General features: G+C 72.5%; 19 protein-coding genes. 11 read left to right on the plus strand and 8 right to left on the minus strand.

Annotated elements, in window-relative coordinates; all coding sequences use genetic code 11:
• A complete protein-coding gene (locus ACFUJ1_RS08655) occupies positions 1-348 on the plus strand; it encodes a hypothetical protein (protein WP_378644033.1) in 348 nt (115 codons plus the stop codon).
• On the opposite strand, the gene ACFUJ1_RS08660 is transcribed toward ACFUJ1_RS08655, so the two are convergent.
• From ACFUJ1_RS08660 to ACFUJ1_RS08670, 3 genes are all read right to left on the minus strand, one after another.
• Positions 251-1,525 carry an MFS transporter gene (locus tag ACFUJ1_RS08660; protein WP_378644035.1) on the minus strand — a complete coding sequence of 425 codons (1,275 nt, stop codon included), beginning with the start codon at positions 1,523-1,525 and terminating at the stop codon, positions 251-253. The genes ACFUJ1_RS08655 and ACFUJ1_RS08660 overlap by 98 nt on opposite strands.
• Positions 1,526-1,604: 79 nt before the next feature.
• Entirely contained in the window at positions 1,605-2,657 is a 1,053-nt protein-coding gene (locus tag ACFUJ1_RS08665; RefSeq protein ID WP_378644037.1) for an alpha/beta hydrolase, read from the minus strand.
• Positions 2,658-2,798: 141 nt separating this feature from the next.
• On the minus strand, positions 2,799-3,806 hold the full coding sequence (locus tag ACFUJ1_RS08670) for an alpha/beta hydrolase (RefSeq protein WP_378644039.1): 1,008 nt from the start codon (positions 3,804-3,806) through the stop codon (positions 2,799-2,801).
• Positions 3,807-4,073: 267 nt separating this feature from the next.
• Here ACFUJ1_RS08670 and ACFUJ1_RS08675 point away from each other — a divergent pair, with 267 nt between their 5' ends.
• A complete protein-coding gene (locus ACFUJ1_RS08675) occupies positions 4,074-5,630 on the plus strand; it encodes a glycosyltransferase family 39 protein (RefSeq protein ID WP_378644041.1) in 1,557 nt (518 codons plus the stop codon).
• A gap of 52 nt (positions 5,631-5,682) precedes the next feature.
• Here ACFUJ1_RS08675 and ACFUJ1_RS08680 read toward each other — a convergent pair whose 3' ends face one another.
• Complete coding sequence (locus tag ACFUJ1_RS08680) at positions 5,683-6,315, minus strand: TetR/AcrR family transcriptional regulator (RefSeq protein ID WP_378644043.1); 633 nt, start codon at positions 6,313-6,315, stop codon at positions 5,683-5,685.
• Positions 6,316-6,374: 59 nt separating this feature from the next.
• Here ACFUJ1_RS08680 and ACFUJ1_RS08685 point away from each other — a divergent pair, with 59 nt between their 5' ends.
• The 5 genes from ACFUJ1_RS08685 (at position 6,375) to ACFUJ1_RS08705 (ending at position 11,367) form a co-directional block, all read left to right on the plus strand.
• Positions 6,375-7,901 carry an MFS transporter gene (locus ACFUJ1_RS08685; RefSeq protein WP_378644045.1) on the plus strand — a complete coding sequence of 509 codons (1,527 nt, stop codon included), beginning with the start codon at positions 6,375-6,377 and terminating at the stop codon, positions 7,899-7,901.
• A 228-nt stretch (positions 7,902-8,129) separates the two neighbouring features.
• Positions 8,130-8,675, plus strand: coding sequence for a DUF3592 domain-containing protein (locus tag ACFUJ1_RS08690; RefSeq protein WP_378644046.1), 546 nt, complete (start codon positions 8,130-8,132; stop codon positions 8,673-8,675).
• Between the two features lie 108 nt (positions 8,676-8,783).
• Entirely contained in the window at positions 8,784-9,503 is a 720-nt protein-coding gene (locus ACFUJ1_RS08695; RefSeq protein ID WP_378644048.1) for an alpha/beta hydrolase, read from the plus strand.
• Positions 9,504-9,775: 272 nt separating this feature from the next.
• Complete coding sequence (locus ACFUJ1_RS08700; protein WP_378644049.1) at positions 9,776-10,417, plus strand: dihydrofolate reductase family protein; 642 nt, start codon at positions 9,776-9,778, stop codon at positions 10,415-10,417.
• Positions 10,418-10,521: 104 nt separating this feature from the next.
• Complete coding sequence (locus ACFUJ1_RS08705) at positions 10,522-11,367, plus strand: 3-hydroxybutyryl-CoA dehydrogenase (protein WP_378644051.1); 846 nt, start codon at positions 10,522-10,524, stop codon at positions 11,365-11,367.
• A 3-nt stretch (positions 11,368-11,370) separates the two neighbouring features.
• On the opposite strand, the gene ACFUJ1_RS08710 is transcribed toward ACFUJ1_RS08705, so the two are convergent.
• The gene (locus ACFUJ1_RS08710; RefSeq protein ID WP_378644052.1) at positions 11,371-12,036 is read right to left on the minus strand and encodes a sensor domain-containing protein; all 666 of its coding nucleotides are present in this window, start codon (positions 12,034-12,036) and stop codon (positions 11,371-11,373) included.
• Positions 12,037-12,335: 299 nt separating this feature from the next.
• Here ACFUJ1_RS08710 and ACFUJ1_RS08715 point away from each other — a divergent pair, with 299 nt between their 5' ends.
• A complete protein-coding gene (locus ACFUJ1_RS08715) occupies positions 12,336-17,792 on the plus strand; it encodes a carboxyl transferase domain-containing protein (protein ID WP_378644054.1) in 5,457 nt (1,818 codons plus the stop codon).
• A 123-nt stretch (positions 17,793-17,915) separates the two neighbouring features.
• On the opposite strand, the gene ACFUJ1_RS08720 is transcribed toward ACFUJ1_RS08715, so the two are convergent.
• Positions 17,916-19,178, minus strand: a complete 1,263-nt coding sequence (locus ACFUJ1_RS08720; RefSeq protein ID WP_378644055.1) for a KasA/KasB family beta-ketoacyl-ACP synthase — start codon at positions 19,176-19,178, stop codon at positions 17,916-17,918.
• A gap of 177 nt (positions 19,179-19,355) precedes the next feature.
• Here ACFUJ1_RS08720 and ACFUJ1_RS08725 point away from each other — a divergent pair, with 177 nt between their 5' ends.
• The 3 genes from ACFUJ1_RS08725 (at position 19,356) to ACFUJ1_RS08735 (ending at position 22,333) form a co-directional block, all read left to right on the plus strand.
• Positions 19,356-20,768, plus strand: a complete 1,413-nt coding sequence (locus ACFUJ1_RS08725) for a basic amino acid/polyamine antiporter (protein ID WP_378644057.1) — start codon at positions 19,356-19,358, stop codon at positions 20,766-20,768.
• A gap of 12 nt (positions 20,769-20,780) precedes the next feature.
• Entirely contained in the window at positions 20,781-22,016 is a 1,236-nt protein-coding gene (locus ACFUJ1_RS08730) for an arginine deiminase (RefSeq protein ID WP_378644058.1), read from the plus strand.
• Between the two features lie 107 nt (positions 22,017-22,123).
• Positions 22,124-22,333 (plus strand): hypothetical protein, encoded by a 210-nt coding sequence (locus tag ACFUJ1_RS08735; protein WP_378644060.1) that lies wholly within the window; start codon positions 22,124-22,126, stop codon positions 22,331-22,333.
• Between the two features lie 4 nt (positions 22,334-22,337).
• Here ACFUJ1_RS08735 and ACFUJ1_RS08740 read toward each other — a convergent pair whose 3' ends face one another.
• Both ACFUJ1_RS08740 and ACFUJ1_RS08745 read right to left on the minus strand, forming a co-directional pair.
• On the minus strand, positions 22,338-22,985 hold the full coding sequence (locus ACFUJ1_RS08740) for an MspA family porin (protein WP_378644061.1): 648 nt from the start codon (positions 22,983-22,985) through the stop codon (positions 22,338-22,340).
• A gap of 379 nt (positions 22,986-23,364) precedes the next feature.
• Positions 23,365-24,687 (minus strand): GNAT family N-acetyltransferase, encoded by a 1,323-nt coding sequence (locus ACFUJ1_RS08745; protein ID WP_378644063.1) that lies wholly within the window; start codon positions 24,685-24,687, stop codon positions 23,365-23,367.
• Between the last annotated feature and the right edge of the window lie 58 nt (positions 24,688-24,745).

The following is a 24,745-nucleotide window of genomic DNA, read 5'->3' on the forward strand; positions in this document are numbered from 1 at the left end:
ATGATCGTCGTCGATGCCGCGAACGTGGTCGGTGCCAGGGCCGACGGCTGGTGGCGGGACCGGGCGGGCGCCGCGCGCAGGCTGCTCGCCGAACTGGCCGCCGCCGCGCTGCCGGACGAGGTGGTCGTGGTACTCGAGGGCGCCGCGAAGGCCGCGCTCGACGGCACCGAGTACGCCGGGGTGCGGGTGGTCGCCGCGCCCGGCTCCGGCGACGACACCATCGTGGCGGTGGCCGCGGCAGGCACCGATGTCACCGTGGTGACGGCGGATCGGGAACTGCGGCGCCGGGTCGAGGCACTGGGGGCGCGGACGGAAGGGCCGCGGGCGCTGCTCGACCGGCTCGGCTGACCGGGAGCAGCAGCAGCGGCGTCCCGAGCAGCAGCACCCCGGCGACCCCGAGCGCGGTGCGGGCATCGGTCACCGCCGCGACCAGCCCGGCGAGCGCGATCAACGCCGCCGTCCCGCCCTTCGTGCCGACCGACCACGCCGCGAGCGAAGGGGTGACCACCGCCGCGGGGAGCGCGTTCAGCCGCACGGTTGCCACGATCGGAGTGAACACCGCGCTGCTCAGCACCAGCCCGGACTGCACCGCCGTCACCAGCAGCAACCCGCCGGTCCCCGGCCCGACGAACACCAGCCCGATCGGCCAGCACACCCGCGCCACCCCCGCGCCGAGCAGCACCCGGCGCTGCCCGAACCGCGCGGCGAGCGGCCGGGCCAGCCGGGCGCCGAGCAGTCCGCCCGCGCAGGGCAGGGCGAAGGCGAGGCCGTACTGCCACGGGGTGAAGCCGAGCGGGCCGAGCATGAGCACCGCCAGTAGCGGCGCCGTCGCCATGATCAGCCCGTTCACCAGCACGACATTGCCGAGCAGCGGCCGCAGCAGCGGGTCGGTGAGCAGCTGCCACCAGCCCGCGAGCAGGTCGGCCGCGCGCAGCCGCGCTCCCCCGGCCCGCACCGGCGGTCGCTCCGCCGTGCCCGCGCCGCGCAGCGCGGCGGCCGAGAGCAGGAAGCTCACCGCATTCGCGAGCACCGTCACCGCCGGACCGCAGAGCCCGACGGCGACGCCGCCGAGCGGCGGCCCGAACAGGGCGGCGGTCCAGGTGGTCGCCTCGAAGCGGCCGTTGGCCCGGAGCAGCAGCTCCGGGCGCACCAGGCTCTTCAGATAGGCCCCGCTCGCCGCGGTGAAGGTGAGATCGGCGGTGCCGACCACGATCGCCACGACCAGCAGCTGCGCGAAGCCGAGCACCCCGAGCGCATAGCCGGCCGGGACGCTGAGCAGCACCGCCCCGCGCAGCAGGTCCATCGCCACCAGCACCGGACGCTTGCGCCGGAACTCCACCACCGGGCCGAGCGGAAGCGCGAGCAGCGCACCGGCCGCGGGGCCCGCGGCGGCCAGCAGCGACACCGCGCCCGGCCCGGCGTCCAGTGCACGGACCGCGAGCACCGCGAAGGCGTCGAAGGCCAGCCAGGTGCCGCAGGCGCTGATCGTGTACGCCACCCACAGCCACTCGAATTCGCGTCCCATGAACGGAGATCGAAGCCAGGGCGGCACGGGAAGTCGAACAACCGCCACGCCCGGCGGGGACAACCGGCAGGCACGCCCGCTACCGCCCGGCGAGCGCGTCCCGGAAGAGCGGCCAGGAGTTGTGCAGGTCCTGCTCCCAGTAGGCCCAGGAGTGGGTGCCCGCGGGGCGGAAGTCGAAGGTCGCGGGGATCTCCAGCTCCGTCAGGCGATCCCGGAGCTGGTGCGTGCACTCGTCGGTGATCGCCTCCAGCACGCCGCCGACGGTGATCCGGTCGAGCAGCTCGCCCGGGGTGTCGCGGGCCGGGTCGACGGTGTCCAGCGGGCCGGGCAGGCCGGTGCCGGTGGTGATGTAGAGCAGGGTGCCGCGCAGCTGGTCGGCGTGCAGGTAGGCGTCGTTGGCCGACCACGCCGGGTCGGTGAAGGGCCCCCACATGTTCGCCGGGTCGCCGCCCCAGCGCCCGACCACCGCGGCCACCGCCGCCTGCCCGCGCGGGTCGGAGATCCGGACGCAGCCGCTGTAGGAGCCCACCGCCCGGTACAGCCCCGGCTCCGCCACCGCGAGCTGCAGCGCCGAGGTGGCGGCCATGGAGATCCCGGCCACCGCGTTGGCGCCGGTGCCGTGGAAGGCGGCGTTCACGATCGGCGGCAGCTCGCGGGTGAGGAAGGTGGTCCAGCGCTGCCTGCCGAGCAGCGGGTCGTCGATCCGCCAGTCGGCGTAGTAGCTGCCCGCGCCGCCGTTCGGGATGACGACGGTGACCTGCTCGCTCGCGAGGAAGTCGAGCACGTCGGTCTGCTCGAGCCAGCTGCTGCCGAGGTCGCCGCCGCTGGAGCCGTTCAGCAGGTAGAGCACCGGCGCGGGCGCGGCCGCGTCCTTCGCCGGGAGCACGGTGAGCGCGATGTCCTGGCGCATGGCCGCCGAGTACACGCTGACCTCGAGCGCCCGGCTCGCCGTCCGGTTCGTCGCCACCAGCCGCGATCCGCCCTGGACGATGCCGGGCCCGTCCGGCGTGAGCGCCGGCGCGGGGGCGGCGGACACCGGCGTGGCGAGCACGGCGGCGGCGAGCAGCGGCACGGCGAACCCGCCGCAACGCAGCAGCGAACGCCGCGCTCTCCGCGCACCGGGAACGGCCACGAGGCACCTCCCGTGCATCACCGAACAGTTGTGAGGGCGAACGCTAAGCCGCGCTCTCCGTTTCCGGCAAGTCGGTTCGCGCGAATTTGGGACGGACGCTCAAACATCGGGCTGCCCACTGGTAGCCGTCACAACGGTGGCTCACCGGTTCAGCGCCGCGCGGAACAGCGGCCACGAGTTGTGCAGGTCCTGCTCCCAGTACTTCCAGGAGTGCGTACCGGTGGGGCGGAAGTCGAAGGTCGCGGGGATGTCCAGCTGCCGAAGGCGAGCTTGGAGCTGGTGCGTGCAGCGCGCGGTGATGGCCTCCAGCGCGCCGCCGAGCGTGATCTGGTCGGCGAGTTTGCCCGGGTTGCCGTCGAGCTCCTCGACGGTGTCGAAGCGGCCGGGGGCGCCGCTGCCCGAGCTGACGTAGAGCGTGGCCCCGCGCAGCTTCTCGGCCTGCAGGTAGGCGTCGTTGGCAGCCCAGGCTGGGTCGGTGAACGGGCCCCACATGTTGACCGGGTTACCCTGCCAGCGCGCGACGACGGCGGCGACCATGGCCTGGCCGACCGGGTCGGAGGTGCGCACGCAGCCGCTGTAGGAGCCGACGGCCCGGTACCGGCCGGGCGCGGCGACGGCGAGCTGGAAGACCGAGGCGGCGGCCATGGAGATCCCGGCGACGGCGTCGGCGCCGGTGCCGTCGAACTCGGCGTCGATCAGTGCGGGCAGCTCGGCGGTGAGGAAGGTGGCCCAGCGCTGCCTGCCGAGCGCGGGGTCGTCCACCCGCCAGTCGGTGAAGTAGCTGCCCTCGCCGCCGTCGGGGACCACGACCGTCACCTGTTCGCCCGCGAAGAAGCCTGCCAGGTCGGCGTGGTCGGTCCAGCTGCTGCCGTCGATACCGCCCGCGGAGCCGTTGAGCAGGTAGAGCACCGGGGCGGGGGCGTCGGGGTCGCGGGCGGGGAAGACGGTGAGCCCCATGTCCGCGCGCATGGCGGCGGAGTGCACCGTGACCCGCTGCGCCCTGCCCTCCCCCGGGGTCACGCTCAGCAACCTGGCCGCCGCCTCGGTGGTCGGCGGGTCCGCCTGGACCGGGGCGGCGAGCGCCGCGGCGGCCAGCAGCGGGAGCACGAGGCAGCAGGAGCGCAGCAGGGCACGGCCATGATCGAGCACGGGAACCTCCGGGGCGCACTGGATGCGGATCACCGCGACGCTAGAGCCCGCGCACCGCCGGGAAGGGCCGTTTCCCCGGTTCTTGGGATGCGCTGCAAATCGATTTCCGATGCGCTGGTAGCGATCACAAATTCGCCCCGAACGATCGATCCCCACCGGTTCGTGCGGTTCACTCGACCGCGTGCCGCAGTTCTGTGCGTACGAGAGGAAGACGCCCGTGATCCAGGCCGGATGCGGCGATCACTGCGCGCCGGAGCGGAGCACCGCATGACCGACCGCACCGCCGTGCGCACCAGGCTCGCCCGCGCGCTCCCGGTCCCGATCACCGGGTACCGGGCCACCGACCCGCTGCCCGCCTTCGCGACCGGCTGGGTGACGGTGATCGCGCTCGGCACGCTCGCCCTCCTGCTGCTGCGGGCCGGGCGCTACGACTGGTACGGCGACGAGCTGTACTTCCTCGCCGCCGGGCACCGGCCCGCGGTGAGCTACGTCGACCAGGGGCCGGTGCTGCCGCTGCTCGCCTACGCCATGGACGCCGTCGCGCCCGGCTCGCGCACGGTGTTCCGGCTGCCCGCCATCCTCTGTGCCGTCGGCTCGGTGATCCTGACGGCGGTGTGCGCGAGGGAGTTCGGCGGCGACCGCCGGGCGCAGGTGTTCGCCGCGGTGGGCGCGGCCGGGGCCCCGTTCCTGATCTTCCAGTCCGCCTCGCTCTCCACCTTCGCCGTCGACTCGCTGCTGGTGGCGCTGCTGCTCTGGCTCCTCGTGCGCTGGGTGCGCACCAGGGCGGACGGGCTGCTCGTCGGCGTCGCGCTCACCGCGGCGCTCGCCTTCCAGGTGAAGCCGCTGGTGCCCGTGCTGCTCGCGGCGGTCGCGGCGGGCGTGCTTGCCTTCGGGCCGCGCGCGCTGTTCGGCAGGCGGGCGCTGTGGGTGGCGGGCGGGGTCGCCGCGCTCACGACCGTGCCCGCCCTGGCCTGGCAGGCCGCGCACGGCTGGCCACAGTTCGGTATGGGTTCGGTGATCCGGGGCGAGCAGCTGGCGGTGGCAGGCGGGATCATTCAGCTGCCGGTGCACATCATCTCGCTCACCGGGCCGCTCGGGACGGCGCTCGGGCTGGCCGGGCTGTGGGCGCTGGTGCGCACGCCGGAGCTGCGCGACTACCGGTTCCTGACGGCGGCGGCCGCGTTGCTCGCCGCCTTCGTCGGCCTGGCCGGCGGGCGCCCCTACTACCTGGCCGGGCTCTTCCCGGTGCTGTTCGGGGTCGGCGCGGTGGCGGTGGTGCACAGCCGGGCGCTGTTCCGGCTCGGCGCCGCCGCGCTCGGCGCGATCTCGCTGGCGCTCACCCTGGTGCTGCTCTTCGCGCTGCCGGTACCCGCCGTGCGGGAGCCTGCCCGGACCCAGCGGGAGATGTCGGACCGGCTGCGGTTCACCGGCACCACCGGCTGGGCGGAGTTCACCGCCGCCGTCGAGAAGGGGTATGAGCGGGTCCCGGCGGGCACCCCGATCGTCACCGAGAACTACTGGCAGGCAGCGGGGTTGGAGGCGCTCACCGAGCTGCCGTCGATCTACAGTCCGAACCGCGGCTACGCGCCGTTCGGAGCGCCGCCGGAGAGCGCGCGGACCGTCCTCTACGTGCTCGCCGGAGCGCCGGAGCCCGGCTGGCGCGCGCTCTTCCCCGACGCGACCGCGGTGACAACGGCCGATCGCCCGCTCGGCTTCCCCGGGCTCTCCGCCGGGGTCACGATCTGGCGCTGCGAGCGACCGGCCGACGGCTGGGCCGCGGCCTGGAACACCCTGTCCACCAGCCACTTCGACGCGGGCTGGTGACGAGGGCCGGAATCGGCCCGCTGCACGTCGGCGCGGCGCTCGCCGCGGCGGCTCAGCCGAGTATCCGGGCGAGCGCACCGTCGATCTGATCGGCGATCGCGTGACGCAGGTCGAAACCGCCGCTGAGCTCGGACCATTCGGGCAGTAGCCGGGCAATGGCGGGGAGGTGGGCCAGCTCGGCGGGATCCACGCGCTCGTACCAGAGCTGTTCGCCTGGCGGGCGGCGGGCGGCGTTCGACTGCCACAGCAACTCGGCCGCGACCAGCCACCAGACCGCGCGCCACAGCGCGAGCGCCTCGGCACCGGAGAGCCCGAGCTCCATCGCCGCCGCGATGAAGAGGTCGGCGACCACGAGAGCGGGGGCACCGACGTGCGTGCCGAGACCGAGGATCGGGACGACCCAGCGGATCTCGCCGAGCCGGTCGTACATATCGGCGACGACCGCGATCATCCGCTCCCGCGGCGCGCCGGTCGGCTCCGCCCACGGGATCCGGGCGGCCAGCTCGGTCAGCGCCAGTTGCAGCAGCGCCGACTTGCTCGGCACGTGGTGGTAGAGCGTCATCGGCTTGGAGCCGAGCTCGGCCGCGAGGCCGCGCATGCTGAGCCCGTCGATGCCGTCCCGCTCGAGCATGCGGATGGCGGCGTCGACGATCGTCGCGCGGTCGAGGGTGCTCGGCGGTGCCATCTCCCCATCATGACCGAAGCCCTGGTCACGCCCGGCCGGTTAGGCTACCCTTCCCGTACATGTACGAAATAGAACGGGAGAGCACGCTGGGCCGGGTCGGCCCCTACGGGATCGCCGCCCTGTTGACCACGGTCTTCCTGGTGCAGTTCCTGGTGGCGCTCGACGTCTCCCTGGTCAATATCGCCCTGCCCGATATCGCCGCCGAGCTCGGCTTCGGCGCCGCCGACCTGCAGTGGGTGGTCGCCGCCTACCTGCTCACCTTCGCCGGATTCCTGCTGCTCGGCGGCCGCGCGGGCGACCTCTACGGCAGGCGCGCGGTGCTGGTGGGCGGGTTGCTGGTGTTCGGCGTCGCGAGCGTCGCGGGCGGGCTGGCCTGCTCTCCCGCGCTGCTGGTCGCGGCCCGCGCGGTGCAGGGGCTCGGCGCGGCCTTCGTCGCCCCCGCCTCGCTCGCGCTGATCAATACCGAGGTGCCCGAGGCGCTGCGCGGGCGGGCGCTCGGGCTGTGGAGCGCGGCGGGTGCGGGCGGCGGCGCGGTCGGGGTCGTGCTCAGCGGCGTGCTCACCGAGACGCTGGGCTGGCGGTCGGTGATGTTCGTGAATGTGCCGATCGTTGTCATTGCCCTGGTCGCGGTGCTGCGCGGCGTGCGCCGGGGCCGGTCCGCGCAGCCGGGCGCCCGGCTGGACCGGCTGGGCGCGGTGCTGGTCACCGCCGGAGTGGCCGCGCTGGTGCAGGGCGTCACCGAGGCGGGCAGCCACGGCTGGGGCTCGGGGCGGGCGCTGGCCGGGTTCGGCGCGGCGGTGGTGCTGCTGGTGGCGTTCGTGGTCACCGAGGCCAGGGTGCGGCACCCACTGGTGCCGCTCGAGCTGTTCCGGCACCGCGGCGTGCTCGGCGCCAACCTCTTCGGGCTGCTGCTCTCGGCAGGGCAGCTCGCCGCGTTCTACTTCGCGTCGCTGACCATCCAGCAGGTGTGGGGCGTCTCGCCCATCGTCACCGGACTCATGTTCCTGCCGTTCTGCGCCTTCGTGGTCGCCGGGATCGTGGCGGGGTTGCGGCTGGAGGCGCGCTTCGGGGTCCGGCTCGCCATCGCGGTGCTCGGCACGATCGGCGCGGGCGGGCTCGCGGTCTTCGCGCTCATCCCGGACCACACCGCCTTCTGGAGCGGGGTCTTCCTGCCCTCGCTGCTGGCCGGCTCCGGCATCGGCGGCTCACTCGTGCTGGTGAGCAAAGCGGCCACCGCCGGGATCCCGGAGCACCGAGCGGGGCTCGCCTCGGCGGTGCTGAACAGTTCGCGCCAGCTCGGCGGCACCATCGGGCTCGCCGTGCTGGTCACCGTCGCGACGCACAGCGCGGCCGGATCCGGGGCAGCGACTCCGGCGCTGGCCGCGCACGCCGGCTACACCACCGGCTTCGCGGTGGCGGCCGTGCTGCTGCTGGCCGGAGTCGTGCTCGCGGTGCTCGTGCTGCCGAGCAAGGCGGCGGCCCCGACGGAACTACCAGCTCCCCCGACCCAGGTCCAACGACCCGTCGAGCGAGCGGAGTCGGCGCACGACGCTGCGGAGCCGGCAGCGGATGGCACGGACGGGTGACACGTCCGGTCGACGAAAACGGGCTGTAGCGATCATCAGGCCCCCGCGAGCTGCATCGGAATCGCCTTCTCGTCGAGTATGACCGATCTGCGTAGCGAATTCGACTGCCCCGGGATGTCATTACACCGCAACGCCGACACTGCGCGATCGACAGCGCACCGCCTCCTGTTCAGGTGATCGCCGCTCACGGGACCCGTCGACTTCACTTCGGATCCATATCCTGTTCCCGTGCACGGCTTCTGGGACTACGTGGGCGCTGCGGCGGTGGTCCTGGTCGGAGTGGGACAGCTCTTCATCGGCCTCGGAATTCTCCGGCAGACCATCGAGCGCGCGACACTGTGGCTGCGGGGGCATCGGGCACGGGGCACCATCACCTCGGTCGGCGAGGAACGCGACTCCGATGACCATCGCGTTTACCGGCCCGCTGTCGAATTCACCGCGGCGACCGGAGAACTCCGCCACCTCGCGCTGTCCGACACGGTCCCGAGCCGCCCCCGAATCGGTGCGCGGATCACCGTGGTCTACAGGCCGGACGATCCCGAGCACGCGGCCGCCCTCGGCATCGCCAAGGGCCTCGGTAGTCTCATCGTGTTTCCGATTCTGGTGCTCGTAGGGGTTGCGTCCATCGTCCTGCCCGTCGCGTACCTGCTCGGCCTCGACGGCGTGCTGTCGTGGAGTGAACAGGCCACGAATCACACGCTCGACCGCCTCGGCGAAACCCTCGCCGGCCCGCTGGGCAGACTCCGCCGATTCCTCGTGGACCGATTCGGCTGACGGCCCCGCCACGGTGATCCCACCCCGAGCCATGATGCGGCACACGACGCGGAAGGCGCCGCCTGCGGCGCGAAACCGGTTGCGCGGGTGGTCGGATAGTTTGGGACCGTGGCGGTTCCCTCGTATCTCCAGCCCTTCGTGCTGACCCTGCCCGAGCATCCGCGGCGCCGGGAGGGCACGATCGACATCTACTCGCCCGGGCCGGACCCGCACCCGGTGGTCGTGCTGGTGCACGGCGGGCCGGTGCCCCCCGATCTACCGGTCGCCCCGCGCGACTGGCCGATGTTCGCCGGGTACGGCGCGCTGCTGGCCGGACAGGGACTGCTCGCGGTCACCGTCGCCCACCGCCTGCACAGCCCGGCCGCCTACGCCGACGCCGCCGCGGACGTCGCCGACGCCGTGCAGCGGGCCAGGGCGCTGCCCGAGGCCGATCCGGAGCGGGTCGCGCTCTGGTTCTTCTCCGGCGGCGGGCTGCTCGCCGCCGACTGGCTGCGCGAGCCGCCGCCGTGGCTGCGCTGCCTGGCGCTCACCTACCCGCTGCTCGCCGCGCCCGACGGCTGGGGCGTCGACCCCCGCTTCTCCCCGGTCGACGCGGTCGCGGACGCCGGTGCGCTGCCGGTGCTGCTCACCCGGGCCGGGCGCGAGGCGCCGGAGGTCGCGGCCGGGGTGACCGCCTTCACCGAGGCCGCCGACCGGCACGACATCCGCGTCGAGGTGATCGACGTGCCGAACGGGCAGCACAGCTTCGACATCCTCGACCACACCGACGAGTCGCGCGCCGCGGTCGAGCGCGCGGCGCTCTGGGTCGGGGAGAGCGTGCGGCGCTGAACGCCGAGGGGATCGAGGGGCTTCTTCCGGGTGACCGACGGCGCCCGAGCGGGGACGGCTGCGCGCTCGAGAGGCACGACGCGTACCGCCATCCCGACGATGCCGGTGAACCGGTACGACCGGAGCCGAGGAGTCGGACCGGTGCAACGGCTCGCCATGGCGTAGTGCCGACTCGGCTCCGTCCCTGCCGAGAGCCGGACCCGGGGGCCGACCGATGAATTCGCGGCTCCCGGGCCGTCGAAGCTCGTGACACCACGGGAAAGGACAGCACCATGGCGGAGCTTCTCGTCGACTTCATCACCTCCCTCGACGGCTACGCATCGGGAGAAGGATGGCCCGGGTTCTGGGGCCTCGAGGGTCCGGAGTACCTCGCCTGGCTCGGCGAACAGCCGGAGGCCACCCACCTGATGGGGGCGAATACCTACCGCCTCATGTCGGGCTTCGCCGCCGGCGAGGTCCCCGACGGCCAGGACGAGTTCCGGCCGGACGAACAGGCCTCCGTCGACGGGCTCACCGCAGCGCCGAAGGTGGTCTTCTCCTCCTCGCTCGAACAGCCGTTGACGTGGGCCAACTCCACACTCGTTCGCGACGACGCGGTCGAGGCGGTCCGCGGCATGAAAGCGCGTGGCTCGGGCCTGCTCACCACGATCGGCAGCCTGAGCCTGTGCCGGTCCCTGCTGCGCGCCGGACTCGTCGACCGATTCCGGGTCGTGATGTTCCCCGTCATCACCGGCGCCACCGGCGCGGAGCGGATCTACGACGGCTATCCCGATATCGCGCTCGAGATGATCGAACACCGCACCTTCGACGGCGGCATCCAGCTGGTCGAGTACCGGCCACGCGTCCTCGACCATCCCCCGCTCGGTGCACCGACCACGGTGCCGTCACAGCACGAACCGCCCTCCCCGTCGTAACAGTGCACAACAGGTGCCCCCCGATGGTGCGGCACCGCAGCTCCATCGGGCACGATTCATGCGCCACGACAACGTGTGGCGACACATCGCCCGGGAGGTTCACAGTGCAGAAGATCGGCGTTGTCGGCGGCGGCACCATGGGTGCCGGAATCGCGGAAGTCTGCCTGCGGTCGGGCAGCGATGTCGTCATCCTCGAGGTCAAGAGCGAGTACGCGGACGCCGCGCAGCAGCGCGTGCGGGATTCCCTCGACCGGGCGGTACGCAGGGGCAAGCTCGCCGAGGCCGACGCCGCGGCGGTGCTCGAGCGGCTGCGGGTGAGCACCGACTACAGCGACCTGGCCGAGCGCGACCTCGTCATCGAGGCCGCACCCGAGATCGAGGAGCTCAAGCGGCAGATCTTCACCCGGCTGGACGAGGTGACCGGCCAGGACACGATCCTGGCCACCAACACCTCCTCCATCCCGGTGATCAAGATGGCCACCGCCACCCGCAGGCCCGAGCGGGTCGTCGGCGTGCACTTCTTCAACCCCGTCCCGGTGATGCCGCTGGTCGAGATCATCTCGACCCTCGTCACCGACGACGCCGCCGCCCTTGCCGTCGCCGATTACGTCACCGGCACCCTCGGCAAGACGGCCGTGCGCGCCGGGGACCGGGCCGGGTTCATCGTCAACGCCCTGCTCATCCCCTACCTGTGCCAGGCAGTGCGGATGCTCGACTCCGGCTACGCATCGGCCGAGGACATCGACACCGCCATGAAGGGCGGCTGCGGCTACCCCATGGGCCCGCTGACCCTGCTCGACACCATCGGCCTCGACGTCGCGCTCTCGGCCGCGGAGTCGCTGTACGGCGAGTTCGCCGAGCCGCACCAGGCGCCGCCCGCGCTGCTGCGCCGGATGGTCGATGCAGGGCACCTCGGGAAGAAGTCCGGTCGCGGGTTCTACCGGTACTGACCACTACGGCGAGACGGTGAGCTCCACCGAAGCGGTGGTCACGTACTGCGTATGCCCCTGCGTGACGACGAGCCGGGTGAGCAGGACCTGCGCGAAGGCGGACTGCAGGGCGGCGCAGGCGCGCTGGACGAACGGGACGGTGAGCAGTGCCGCGACACCGGCGAGGGTGTAGAAGATCGTCCGGTTGGCGGCGGTGTCGGCACCCATCATCGTCTCGATGACGACGTCACCGCTGTCACCCCGCGGGATGAACCGGCCCCAGAACCAGTACGTCAGCCCGCCCAGCGCCACGGCCCACCAGGTGATCGACAGGACGAAGGTGACGATCGCGATCGGCAGGTTCAGCACGGCGAACAGCAGATCCAGCCAACTCTGCGGCTGGGTGATCGGGGCGGTGCGGCGGCGGAACCAGCCCGCCCGCTCCGGCGCGGGGGCGTAGGCGCGCCGCGGCGTCGCCCTTCCGGTCAGGTGCGCGAGGCGGACGCGTTCGATGTCGGCGAAGCCGCGCGCCAGCAGCAGCGTCAGCGCGAGCAGCGGGATGCCGACGAAGACGACCGCCGTGCCGAGACCGGCCGCGAACAGCGGCACGGTGAGACCGAAGGCGAGGACGGCCAGCGGCAGTCCGAGGACGATGTACGCGAAGTCGGGGCCCGTGCGCCGGATCATCATGCGAACGACGCTAGGAACGTACTCCCCGCGCGGGCATCACCCCGCGGTACGGGATCGGGCTACCCCGGGAGAACGAGGACGCGCCCGGGAAGCGAGACCCGCGCTCGGCGGGTTTCGCCCGGCCACCCGTGCGCCTACGCTGCGAAACGTCACGCCCCGGCGATAGAAAAGACAACATACGCACGGGTAACCGCAGATCGGGGTGAGGTTACGGCACCGTAGGGTGCACACTGGGCGCACTCGGGAGGCGCGTCCCCCTCGCCCACCGTACCGATCTCAGGAGAGGAAGGATTCGTCGAGTGTTCAGCCGCATCGCCATCGTGAACCGGGGCGAGGCCGCCATGCGCCTCATCCACGCCGTCCGGGACCTGGCCGCGGAGACGGCGGTACCCATCGAGACCGTCGCTCTGTATACCGATGTCGACCGGAACGCGACGTTCGTGCGCGAAGCCGATATCGCCTACGACCTCGGTCCGGCCGCTGCCCGCCCCTACCTCGACCTGAAGGTCCTCGAGCAGGCGCTCCGCGCCACCGGGGCGGATGCCGCCTGGGTCGGCTGGGGCTTCGTGGCAGAGGATCCCGCCTTCGCCGAGCTCTGTGAGCAGATCGGCATCACCTTCATCGGCCCGAACGCCGATGCCATGCGCAAGCTGGGCGACAAGATCGGCGCGAAGCTGATCGCCGAGGAGGTCGGCGTCCCGGTGGCGCCGTGGAGCCGTGGCGCGGTCGATTCCGTCGACGCCGCGCTCGCCGCCGCCGAGCAGATCGGCTACCCGCTGATGCTGAAGGCGACCGCCGGTGGCGGCGGCCGCGGTATCCGGGTGATCACCAACGGCGACGAGCTGGTCGACGCCTACGAGCGCACCAGGCAGGAGGCGGCGCGCGCCTTCGGCAGCGGCGTCGTCTTCCTGGAGCGCCTGGTCACCGGCGCGCGGCACGTCGAGGTGCAGGTCATCGCCGACGGCCAGGGCACCGCGTGGGCGCTCGGCGTGCGCGACTGCTCGGTGCAGCGGCGCAACCAGAAGATCATCGAGGAGTCGGCATCGCCGGTGCTCTCGGCCGAGCAGACCGCCGAGCTGAAGTCCTCGGCCGAGCGGCTCGCCGTGCGGGTCGGGTACCGCGGCGCGGCGACCGTCGAGTTCCTGTACCACCCCGGTGACCGGCTCTTCGCCTTCCTCGAGGTGAACACCCGGCTCCAGGTGGAGCACCCGATCACCGAGCTCACCACCGGCTTCGACCTGGTCCGCGCGCAGCTGCACGTGGCGTCGGGCGGGAAGCTGGAGGGCACCCCGCCCGCCGAGCGCGGCCACGCCATCGAGGCCAGGCTGAACGCCGAGGACCCGGATCGCGACTTCGCGCCCGCCCCCGGCCGGATCGCCCGGCTCGACCTGCCCGCGGGGCCCGGCATCCGGGTGGACACCGGCGTCAGCGAGGGCGACACCATCCCCGCCGACTTCGACTCCATGATCGCCAAGATCATCGCCTACGGCAGCAACCGCGAGCAGGCGCTCGGCCGGCTGCGCCGGGCCATGCAGCAGACCCGCGTGGTCATCGAGGGCGGCGCCACCAACAAGAGCTTCGTGCTCGACCTGCTGGCCCAGCCCGAGGTGATCGACGCCAGCGCCGACACCGGCTGGATCGACCGGGTGCGCACCGAGGGGCGCCTGGTCTCGCACCGGCACTCCACGGTCGCCGTCGCGGCCGCCGCCATCGACGCCTACGAGGAGGAGGAGCGGGTCGAGCGCGACCGGCTGCTCTCCACCGCCGCGGGCGGGCGCCCGCAGGTGCAGCACCAGAGCGGCCGCCCGCACGACCTCGAGCTGCGCGGCGTCGCCTACCGGGTGCGGGTCGCGCGGATCGGCGCGCACCGCTTCCGGGTCGGCGTCGAGGCGGGCGACGACCTGCGCACCGCCGACGTGGATCTGGAGCGCTTCGACCACCACACCGGCCAGATCGTGGTCAACGGCACCCGCTACCGGCTCACCACCGGCACGCACGGCCCCGTGCACCTGGTCGACGTCGACGGCGTCACGCACCGGATCAGCCGGGCCGAGGGCGGCATCGTCCGCTCCCCCGCGCCCGCGCTGGTCGTCGCGACCCCGCTGCAGGTCGGCGACGAGGTCGAGGCCGGAGCGCCGGTGCTGGTGCTGGAGTCCATGAAGATGGAGACGGTGCTGCGCGCGCCGTTCCGGGCCAGGCTCAAGGAGTCCGCGGTCACCGTCGGCACCCAGGTCGAGACCGGCGCCCCGCTGCTGCGGCTGGAGCCGCTCGCGGACGAGGACGACGAGGCCGAGGTCGTCGAGGAGCAGACCGTCGAGCTGGACCTGCCGGAGCAGCCGGTCCCGGCGCAGCCGCACGAGCGGGTCGGGCGCGGGCTGCAGGATCTGCGCAGCCTGCTGCTCGGCTTCGACGTCGACCCGCACGACGACCGCCGGGTGCTCGCCGAGTACCTCACCGCCCGCCGCGCCGCGGTCGCCGACAACCGGCGCCCGCTGTCGGAGGAGGTCGAGCTGATCGAGGTCTTCGCCGATATCGCCGAGCTCGGGCACAACCGGTCCCTGGAGGAGGACGGCGGCGGGCACAGCCACGTGCACAGCGCCCGCGAGTACTTCCACACCTACATCCAGAGCCTGGACGTCGAGCGCGCCGGGCTGCCCGAGCCCTACCGGGTCAAGGTGGCCAAGGCACTCGGCCACTACGGCGTCTCCGAGCTCGACCGCACGCCCGACCTGGAGGCCGCGGTCTTCCGCATCTTCCTGGCCCAGCAGCGCCCGGCCGACACCGTCGAGGTGATCACCGCGCTGCTGCGCGAGTGGCTGGCCGAGCCGACCCCGGAGCGCGCGCTGCGCGAGCCGGTCGGGCTGACCCTGGAGCGCCTCGTCGGCGCCACCCAGGTGCGCTTCCCCGCGATCGCCGACCTGGCCCGCGGCCTGGTCTACTCCTGGTACGGCCAGCCGCTGCTGCGCCGCAACCGCGCCGAGGTCTACACGAAGGTGCGCAAGCACCTGCGGCACCTGGACGCCGATCCGGCCGCCGCCGACCGCGCCGACCGGATCGCGGAGATGGTGCGCAGCACCGAGCCGCTGGTCCGGCTGCTCGGCCAGCGCCTGGTCCGCGGCGATCTGGACAACACCGTCATGCTCGAGGTGCTGACCAGGCGCTACTACGGCAACAAGGGGCTCACCGACGTCCGCACCCAGCAGGCGGGCGGCAACACCTTCGTCGTCGCCGAGCGCAAGGGGCTGAGCCTGGTCTCGGCCGCGGTGCGGTTCGACGCGCTGGACGCCACGCTCACCGGGCTCACCGAGCTGGCAGGCGGCGCCGCCTCCATCGAGGCCGACATCTACCTGAGCTGGGAGGGGCAGCCGGAGGACTTCGACGCCACCGCCGCCGTCCTGCAGGACGTGCTCGCGACGAGGGCGCTGCCGAACCAGGTGCACCGGATCACCATCACCGTCGCAGGCAGCGGCGGGGCGGTCATGCACCACCACTTCACGTTCCGCCCGTCGGCCACCGGCATGACCGAGGAACGGCTCATCCGCGGCCTGCACCCCTACATCGCGCACCGCATGCAGATGACCAGGCTGCGCAAGTTCGACCTGACCCGCCAGCCCTCCTCGGACGAGGAGGTGTACCTGTTCCGCAGCGTGGCGAAGGAGAACCCGGCCGACGAGCGGCTGGTCGCCTTCACCCAGGTCCGCGACCTGACCGCGCTGCGCGACCACGAGGGCAGGCTGCTCGCGCTGCCCACCGCCGAGAACACCGTGGCCGCCTGCCTGGACTCGATCCGCAGGGCGCGCGCGCTGCGCCGCTCGGCGGCGAAGTTCAACACCAACCGGATCGTCATGTACATCTGGCCGCCGGTCGACCTGACCAGGGCCGAGCTGGACACCATCGTCGAGCGCATCCAGCCGGCCGGTGCCGGGCTGGAGGAGATCCTGATCATCGCGCGGCACACCGATCCGAAGACCGGTGAGCTGGTCAAGGTCGCGGTGCGGATCGGCTTCGACCAGACCGGCACCACCGTGACCATCGGTGACCGCACCGACGAGGCGGTCGAGCCGCTGGACGAGTACCGGCAGAAGGTGCTGCGCGCCGCGAGCCGCAATACCGTCTACCCGTACGAACTGGTCGGGCTGCTCGGCGATTTCGCCGAGTACGACCTGGACGCCGCGCACGCGCTGGTCCCGGTCGACCGGCCGAAGGGCCGCAACAAGGCCGCGATCGTCGCGGGCGTGGTCAGCACGAAGACCGCGCATCATCCGGACGGCGTCACCCGCGTGGTGCTGCTCGGCGACCCGATCAAGTCGCTGGGCGCGCTGTCGGAGCCGGAGTGCCGCCGGGTGATCGCGGCGCTGGACCTGGCCGAGCAGCTGCGGGTGCCGCTGGAGTGGTACGCGCTCTCCTCCGGGGCCCGGATCTCGATGGACTCCGGCACCGAGAACATGGACTGGGTGGCGGCCGCGCTCAAGCGGATCGTCGAGTTCACCCAGGACGGCGGCGAGATCAATATCGTGGTCACCGGTATCAATGTCGGCGCGCAGCCGTACTGGAACGCCGAGGCCACCATGCTCATGCACACCAAGGGCGTGCTGGTGATGACGCCGGATTCGGCCATGGTGCTCACCGGCAAGCAGGCGCTGGACTTCTCCGGCGGCGTCTCGGCCGAGGACAACTTCGGCATCGGCGGCTACGACCGGGTCATGGGCCCGAACGGCCAGGCGCAGTACTGGGCGCCGAACCTGACCGCCGCCCGCGACGTACTGATGGCGCACTACGACCACACCTACATCGCGCCCGGCGAGCAGTCGCCGCGCCGGGTGCCGACCACCGACCCGGTCGGCCGCGACATCTCCGATTTCCCGCACACCGCGACGGACAGCGATTTCAGCACGGTCGGCGAGATCTTCTCGGCGGCCAAGAACCCGGATCGCAAGAAGCCGTTCGACATCCGCACCGTCATGCGGGCCGTCGCCGACCAGGACCACGAGGTGCTGGAGCGCTGGGCGGGCATGGCCGACGCCGATACCTCGGTGGTGCAGGACGCGCGGCTGGGCGGCATCCCGGTCTGCCTGGTCGGCATCGAGTCGCGCGGGGTGCCGCGGCGCGGCTTCCCGTCCACCGACGGGCCGGACACCTACACCGCGGGCACGCTCTTCCCGCGGTCGGCCAAGAAGACCGCGCGGGCGATCAACGCGGCCAGCGGCAACCGGCCGCTGGTGGTGCTGGCCAACCTCTCCGGCTTCGACGGCTCCCCGGAGTCCATGCGCAAGCTGCAGCTGGAGTACGGCGCCGAGATCGGCCGGGCCATCGTCAACTTCGACGGCCCGATCGTCTTCACCGTGATCTCCCGGTACCACGGCGGCGCCTTCGTGGTGTTCTCCAAGACGCTGAACCCGAACATGACGGTGCTGGCGCTGGAGGGCTCCTTCGCCTCCGTGCTCGGCGGCGCCCCCGCCGCGGCGGTGGTGTTCTCGCACGAGGTGAACAAGCGCACCGCCGCCGACTCCCGGATCCGGGATCGGGAGGAGCAGCTCGGCACGCTGGCGGGCACCGAGCGGGCCGCGCTCGCCGCCGAGCTGGACGAGCTCCGCGGGTCGGTGCGGGCCGAGAAGCTGGGCCAGGTGGCCGCCGAGTTCGACGGGGTGCACAGCATCCAGCGCGCCGTCCAGGTCGGCTCGGTCGACGCGATCATCTCCGCCGCCGAACTGCGGCCGAAGATCATCGAGGCGATCGAGGCCAAGCTCGACGCCTGACCCGTTCGACGCCGAGGGCCGCCCGCCGAGTTCAGCGGGCGGCCCTCGGGCGTTTCCGGTCAAGGGCGGCTCGCCGACAGCGTCGGCACCGGAACGGGTCGCAGCCCCGAGTTCCGATGGCGCTCAGGCGCGCCCGAAGACCAGGGCCGTATTGTGGCCGCCGAAGCCGAAGGAGTTGTTCACCGCGTAGTCGAAGCGGCCGGTCCGCGGTGCGCCCGCGACGATGTCCAGGTCGATCGCCGGGTCCTGGTTCTCCAGGTTCAGGGTGGGCGGGATGATCTCGTCGCGCAGGCTGAAGACGGTCAGCACCGACTCCAGCGCGCCGGAGGCGCCGATGGAGTGGCCGAGCGCCGATTTCGGCGCGTAGACCGCCGGGTGCGTGCCCACCGCGCTCGCGATCGCCGACGCCTCCGCGGTGTCCCCGATCGGGGTGGCGGTGGCGTGCGCGTTCACGTGCCCGATATCGGCGCCTGCCAGCCCGGCCCGGCGCAGCGCCTTGGTGATGGCGCGCGCCGCACCCGCGCCCTCCGGGTCCGGCGCGACCAGGTGGAAGCCGTCCGAGGTGACGCCCGCGCCGAGCACCCGGGCCAGGATCGTCGCGCCGCGCGCCCGGGCGTGCGCCTCGGTCTCCAGCACCAGCAGCGCACCGGCCTCACCGAAGACGAAGCCGTCCCGGTCGGCGTCGAACGGCCGCGAGGCAGCGGCCGGGTCGTCGTTGCGGGTGCTCATGGCCCGCATCATGGAGAACGCCGCGATCGGCACCGGGTCGATGTAGCCCTCGACGCCGCCGGTCACCACGATGTCGGCGTCGCCCATGGCGATCATCTGCCAGGCGTTCGCGATCGCCTCCGACCCGGAGGAGCAGGCCGACACCGGCGTCACCACCCCGGCCCGCGCCCGCAGCTCCAGCCCGACCACCGCGGACGGCCCGTTCGGCATCATCATCTGCACCGCCAGCGGCGAGATCTTGCGATACCCGTGCCGCACCAGCGCATCCCGCGCGGCGACCACCGCGTCGCCGCCGCCCTGCCCGGTGCCGATGGCCACCGCCAGCCGGTCCAGATCCACCTCCGGGCTGCCCGCGGCCGCCCACACCTGCCTGCCGAGCACCGTCGCCAGCTGCTCCACGTAGGCGAGCCTGCGCAGTTCGACCCGGGTGAGCTCGGCGCTCGGCGGCACCTTCAGCGAACCGCCGATCCGCACCGGCAGCTCGTGCTCGGCGACCCACGGCTGGTCCAGCTTCGTGATCCCGGACTCGCCCGCGAGCAGCCTGCTCCAGGTCTCGTCGGCGGTGCCCGCCAGCGAGGTCGTCGCCGCCACCGCGGTGACCACCACATCCGGCCAGCTGCCGTCCGCGGCGAACGGATTGCGTACCGTCACAGTCAACTCCCCTTCTCCCGCCCGACCCCAGCCACCCTACGGACGCCCGCGCGCGGCGCGCAGCCCCCTGGATTCCGCCTGGCGCGCGGAGTCAGCCGGTTCACCCATTCAGCGAATTTCCAGCAAAGCTCCCGTATAGTTCGGAACGACCTCCAGCACGTCCCCCGGACCGCACGGAGCTCCATGGACACCGACAAGACCGCGACCCGCACCATGTCGCTGCCGACCCTGGCCGCCATGGTGGTCGGCTCCATGGTCGGTGCCGGGGTGTTCTCGCTGCCCCGAAACTTCGGCCAGGCCACCGGCGGCTTCGGCGCGCTCGTCGCGTGGACCGTCGCGGGCAGTGGAATGCTCATGCTGGCCTTCGTCTTCCAGCGGCTCGCCATCCGCCGCCCCGACCTGGACGCGGGCATCTACGCCTACGCCAAGGCGGGCTTCGGCGAGTACCCCGGCTTCTTCGCCGCCTTCGGCTTCTGGGCCAGTACCTGCGTCGGCAATGTCACCTACTGGGTGCTGATCAAGTCGACGCTCGGGCAGGTGCTGCCGATCTTCGGCGAGGGCAACACGGTGCCCGCGGTGCTGCTGTCGTCGGTCTTCATCTGGCTGTTCCACACCATGGTGCTACGCGGGGTCAGGGAGGCCGCCGCGATCAACCGGATCGTCACGATCGCCAAGCTGGTGCCGATCCTCTGCTTCGTGGTGATCGCGCTCTTCTACTTCGACGCGGGCGTCTTCGCCGACAACTTCTGGGGCGGCGAGGCATACAGCGAGTCGCTGTTCGAGCAGGTGCGCTCGACCATGCTGGTCACCGTCTTCGTCTTCCTCGGCATCGAGGGCGCCAGCGTCTACTCGCGCTACGCGCGCCGCCGGGAGGACGTCGGCCGCGCCACCGTGCTCGGATTCCTCAGCGTGCTCGCCATTTTCGCCTCGGTGACCATGGTCGCCTACGGTATCCTGCCGCGCGCCGACCTGGCCGTCACCCGGCAGCCGTCCATGGCCCCGGTCCTGGAGTCGGTGGTCGGGCCGTGGGGTGCCTGGTTCATCAGCATCGGGCTGATCATCTCGGTGCTCGGCGCCTACCTGGCCTGGACGCTGCTCGCCGCCGAGGTGCTCTTCGTCGCCGCGCAGGACCACGACATGCCGAAGTGGCTGGCGCGCAGCAACGGGCAGGGCGTGCCGTCGGCGGCGCTGCTGCTGACCACGCTGATGATCCAGGCGGTGCTGGTGGTCACGCTCTTCTCCGAGGACGCCTTCGCCTTCACCCTGCAACTCACCAGCGTGCTCTCCCTGGTGCCGTACCTGCTCGCCGCCGGGTTCGCGCTGAAGCTCGCGCTCGGCGACGGGCGGCCGGGCCGCGGCCTCGCCGTCGCCGTCCTGGCCACCCTGTACACCGCGTTCCTCGTGTTCGCGGCAGGCGCGGACAACCTGCTGCTCGCCTGCCTGGTCTACGCGCCCGGCTCGATCCTGTTCGTGCTGACCCGCCGCGAGCAGGGCAGGCGGCCCTTCGCAGGCACCGAGTGGGTGCTGCTCGCCGTCTCGGTGGCCGGAGCGGTCGCCGGGATCGTTGCCCTGGCGAACGGAACCATCACCATCTGACAAGGAGACGCCGTGACGGAATTCGGTGTGCACTCGGAGGTCGGCACCCTGCGCTCGGTGCTGGTCTGCGCCCCCGGCCTGGCGCACGAGCGGCTGACCCCGTCGAACTGCGACGACCTGCTCTTCGACGACGTGCTCTGGGTACAGAACGCCCAGCGCGACCACTTCGACTTCGCCGCGAAGCTGCGGCAGCGCGGCGTCGAGGTGCTGGAGCTGCACAACCTGCTCACCGAGACGCTCGCCCAGGACGGCGCGCGGGCCTGGATCCTGGACCGCGCCGTCGTGCCGAACGAGGTCGGGCTCGGCCTGGTCGACGACACCCGCCGCTACCTGGAGACGCTCGACGACCGCGCGCTCGCCGTCCAGCTGATCGGCGGGCTCGCCACCGCCGACCTGCCCGCCGAGTTCCGCTCCGGCTACCTGGCGCTGGCCCGCGAGCAGACGGGCGTGCGCGAGTACCTGGTGCCGCCGCTGCCGAACACGCTCTACACCCGCGACACCACCTGCTGGATCTACGGCGGCGTCACGCTCAACCCGCTCTACTGGCCGGCCAGGCACGACGAGACGCTGCTGATGAAGCTGCTCTACACCTTCCACCCGCGCTTCACGAGCGCCAGGATCTGGTGGGGCGACCCCGAGCGGGACTGGGGGCTCGCCACCTTCGAGGGCGGCGACGTCATGCCGGTGGGCAACGGGGTGGTGCTGATCGGCATGAGCGAGCGCACCTCACGGCAGGCCGTCACCCAGGTCGCGAAGGCGCTCTTCGACGCGGGCGCCGCGCAGCGGGTGATCGTCGCGGGCATGCCGAAGCTGCGCGCCGCCATGCACCTGGACACCGTCCTCACCTTCGCCGACCGCGACCTGGTGACCGTCTTCCCCGACATCGTGTACGCGCTCCGCACCATCTCGCTGTACCCGTCGGACCGGGCGCCCGGCATCGAGGTGGTCGAGGAGTCCGGCACCTTCCTCGAGGTGGTCGCCGCCGCGCTGAACCTGCCCGCGCTGCGGGTGGTGGAGACCGGCGGCGGCTACTACGCCAACGAGCGCCAGCAGTGGGACAGCGGCAACAACCTGGTCGCGGTCGAGCCAGGGGTGGTCTTCGCCTACGACCGCAATACGCACACCAACACCGCGCTGCGGCGGCAGGGCATCGAGGTGATCACCATCGTCGGCGCCGAGCTGGGGCGCGGGCGCGGTGGCGGGCACTGCATGACCTGCCCGCTCATCCGGGACGCCGTGGAGTTCTAGGCTGGGCCGATGCGCATCTTCCTCGCCGGCGCCACCGGCGTGCTCGGAGTCCGGTTGCTGCCGCCGGTTCCGCCCGATTCCTGGCGCAGAGCATCGCCTGGACCCCGGTGGGGCGCGCGGCGGTGATCGCCGGGCACGAGCGCGCGGTGCTCGGGATCGGCGGGGTGGTGCTGCGGTACGGGCAGCTCTACGGGCCGGGCACGTACTACGAGGCCGAGCCGCCCGCGCACCCGCGCATCCACGTGGACGCGGCCGCCGCGCGCACGGTAGCGCTGCTGGAAGCTCCGTCCGGCATCGTCGTGCTCACCGAGGAGTGACGGGTCAGTTCACCTCGTAGGGCTTGCCGAGGGTGGTGACCGAGTCGCCGGTGTCGCTGACCACGGTCACGTACGGCTGCACGGTCGCGGTGCCGATCACGCCGGTGACGGTGCCGATGGAGTTGGTGAGCCGGACACTGCCCTCGCTGCCGGTGATCCGGCCGCTGACCGCCTCGATCTGCCGCACGCCCGGCCCGAAGCCGGTCTCGATCTCGCCGGTGACGGTCGGGATCAGGTCGACGTCGAGCTTGGGGCCCGGGATGCCGTTGTCGGTCTCGATGCCGACCCGCGGCGAGGTGTAGCCGAACTTGATCCGGCCGTCGACGGTGGCCGGGAAGCCGACCAGGTAGCCGATCTTGATGGTGCCCGCGAACTCGTCGGCCTTGTCGCCCTCGACGGTGAACTGCGCGGTGACGTCGTGGAACCACTGCCGGGTGAGCGGGTTGCGGTCCAGCGGCGGCACCGCGCGGATGGTGGTGTCGGCCTGGATGGCGCTGATCGTGCGCTGCTTGCCGTCGATCACCCGGTCGGTGCTGTCCACCCCCGCGAAGGCGGTGCCCGCGCCGAAGGTCAGGGCCATCGCCGCGGCGAGCCCCGCGGTGAGCAGCCCGGCCCGGTGGCCGCGGGTGGAGTGCGAGGGAACTCGTGTCATGGTTCTTCGTGTCCGTTCTTCGTGGTGCGCGGTGCGGTGACCGAGGCGGACGGCAGCGCCGGACCGGCTTGCCGGGAATTCGCGGAATGCGATCACCACAGGCAGCGTGCCGAATTCCGGCTGTATGCGCATGCCACCCCGGCCCGACCCGGGAGCGATGCGGTGCGCCGAACAGCGCGGTGCACCGGGCGATGACCCTTCCACACGTTGGGAAGTCGCGCTCGCCGGGTAATTGCCGACCGCTTTCGTTCGCCCAGGTCGGGTGGGACGGACTGGCGGAAGCGGTAAATCGTTCACTCGTGTTTCAGACCGCGGGGGCGGGGTCTGCATTTTCGCGCCCGATGCGTAGATGTGAGCCGGGTCACGGTGTGACGGTGGTCTAGTCGCGGTCGCTCAGCACCACGTAGCGGATTCCGCGCGCCTCGTGCCGGGAGATCGCGGCGCAGCCGGCGTTCTCCAGGAATCGCCTGCTGCGCGCGTTCCACTCCTGCACCACCGCGCGGATGGCGGTGTCCGGATGTTCGCGGCGGACGGAGTTCAGCACCGCCTCGGCGAAGGCGCGGCCGTGGCCCCGCCCCACCCAGCGCGGGTGCAGGCCGACGCCGAGGTCGGTGACGCCCGGCACCGCGGCGAGGCCGGGGACGCGGGCCTCGATGCCGGTGCAGTAGAAACCGAGCAGGGTGCCGTCCGGGGCCGCGACGGCGGTGTAGCCGGTGGGTGGCTCGGTGATGTCGTAGACGGCCGACCGGCCGGGGTAGCGCCAGCGGGCGACGGCCTGCCCGTCGGCGGGCGTCCACGGGCGGATGCGCAGGGTCGGCGGCCACTGCTCGGCCCACTCCGGCAGCGGCTCCCGCGCGGCGAGCCACTGCTCGGGGATGCCGCGCGGGCCCGTGTGCGCGGCCACGATGCCGCCGACGATGGCGGCGGTGGTGTCGGCGTCGCCGCCCGCCTCGACGCAGGCGGTGATGGCGGCCGAGTAGTCGTGCAGGAAGGTGGCGGCGGTCCAGAGCGTGAACGGGACGGTGTCCTGTGCACTCACCCCGGCACCGTTGCCGAGTTCGTAGGCGGCCTCGGCCACCGACCGGCCGAGCAGGGCGCGGGCGCGCCGGACGCCGTCCGCGGTCGCGCCATCGATCAGGTAGGGCTCGACAGCCCGCAACAGATCATCGGCCGGACAATCCTTTTCGCGTGTCGCGGCGGCGTGGCTCGCGGCGACCGCGACCGCCATGGCACCGGCGATCGCCTCGGGATGGCGGTGCGTCACCTCGGCCGAGAGCGCCGCCTGCGCCGCCGCCCGATCCGGGTCACCCGCGAAGAAGGCGCCGAGCGGTGCCACCCGCATGGCGGCGCCGTTCCCCCACGACCCGCGCCCGTCGAACGCCTCCCCCGCCGCCACCGCCCACGGCACGCCGTCCCTGATCCGGTGCAGCACCACCACCGACCCCGCCCCGTACCCGCGGTACGGCTCGCACCGCTCCGCGAAGACCGCGGCCAGCGCGTCCCGGTCGATCTCCCCGCGCTCGCGCAGCTCGGTGACGACCGAGCACGCCATCTCGCTGTCGTCGGTCCACTCCCACGGCGGGGCCGGTGGGCGTCCGGCGCACAGCTCGGCGAAGGAGGTTCCCGGTACGAAGAACTGCGCGCCGAGAGCGTCGCCGACGGAAAGGCCGTCCAGGCTGTCCAGCGCGAAATCGAGGGTCATGGCAGCTGTCATGATAGGCACAGCCGACCGCCGACAAGGGGATTGACGCGGGCGGCGG

Source organism: Nocardia sp. NPDC057227 (genome assembly GCF_042669725.1).
GTDB classification, from domain to species: Bacteria; Actinomycetota; Actinomycetes; order Mycobacteriales; family Mycobacteriaceae; genus Nocardia; species Nocardia asteroides_A.

Coding starts and splice junctions, on each gene's coding strand:
- ACFUJ1_RS08685 (WP_378644045.1), top strand. CDS start 6,375: ATGTACGAAATAGAACGGGAGAGCACGCTGGGCCGGGTCGGCCCCTAC.
- ACFUJ1_RS08745 (WP_378644063.1), bottom strand. CDS start 24,687: ATGACCCTCGATTTCGCGCTGGACAGCCTGGACGGCCTTTCCGTCGGC.
- ACFUJ1_RS08710 (WP_378644052.1), bottom strand. CDS start 12,036: ATGATGATCCGGCGCACGGGCCCCGACTTCGCGTACATCGTCCTCGGA.
- ACFUJ1_RS08675 (WP_378644041.1), top strand. CDS start 4,074: ATGACCGACCGCACCGCCGTGCGCACCAGGCTCGCCCGCGCGCTCCCG.
- ACFUJ1_RS08660 (WP_378644035.1), bottom strand. CDS start 1,525: ATGGGACGCGAATTCGAGTGGCTGTGGGTGGCGTACACGATCAGCGCC.
- ACFUJ1_RS08655 (WP_378644033.1), top strand. CDS start 1: ATGATCGTCGTCGATGCCGCGAACGTGGTCGGTGCCAGGGCCGACGGC.
- ACFUJ1_RS08740 (WP_378644061.1), bottom strand. CDS start 22,985: ATGACACGAGTTCCCTCGCACTCCACCCGCGGCCACCGGGCCGGGCTG.
- ACFUJ1_RS08725 (WP_378644057.1), top strand. CDS start 19,356: ATGGACACCGACAAGACCGCGACCCGCACCATGTCGCTGCCGACCCTG.
- ACFUJ1_RS08680 (WP_378644043.1), bottom strand. CDS start 6,315: ATGGCACCGCCGAGCACCCTCGACCGCGCGACGATCGTCGACGCCGCC.
- ACFUJ1_RS08700 (WP_378644049.1), top strand. CDS start 9,776: ATGGCGGAGCTTCTCGTCGACTTCATCACCTCCCTCGACGGCTACGCA.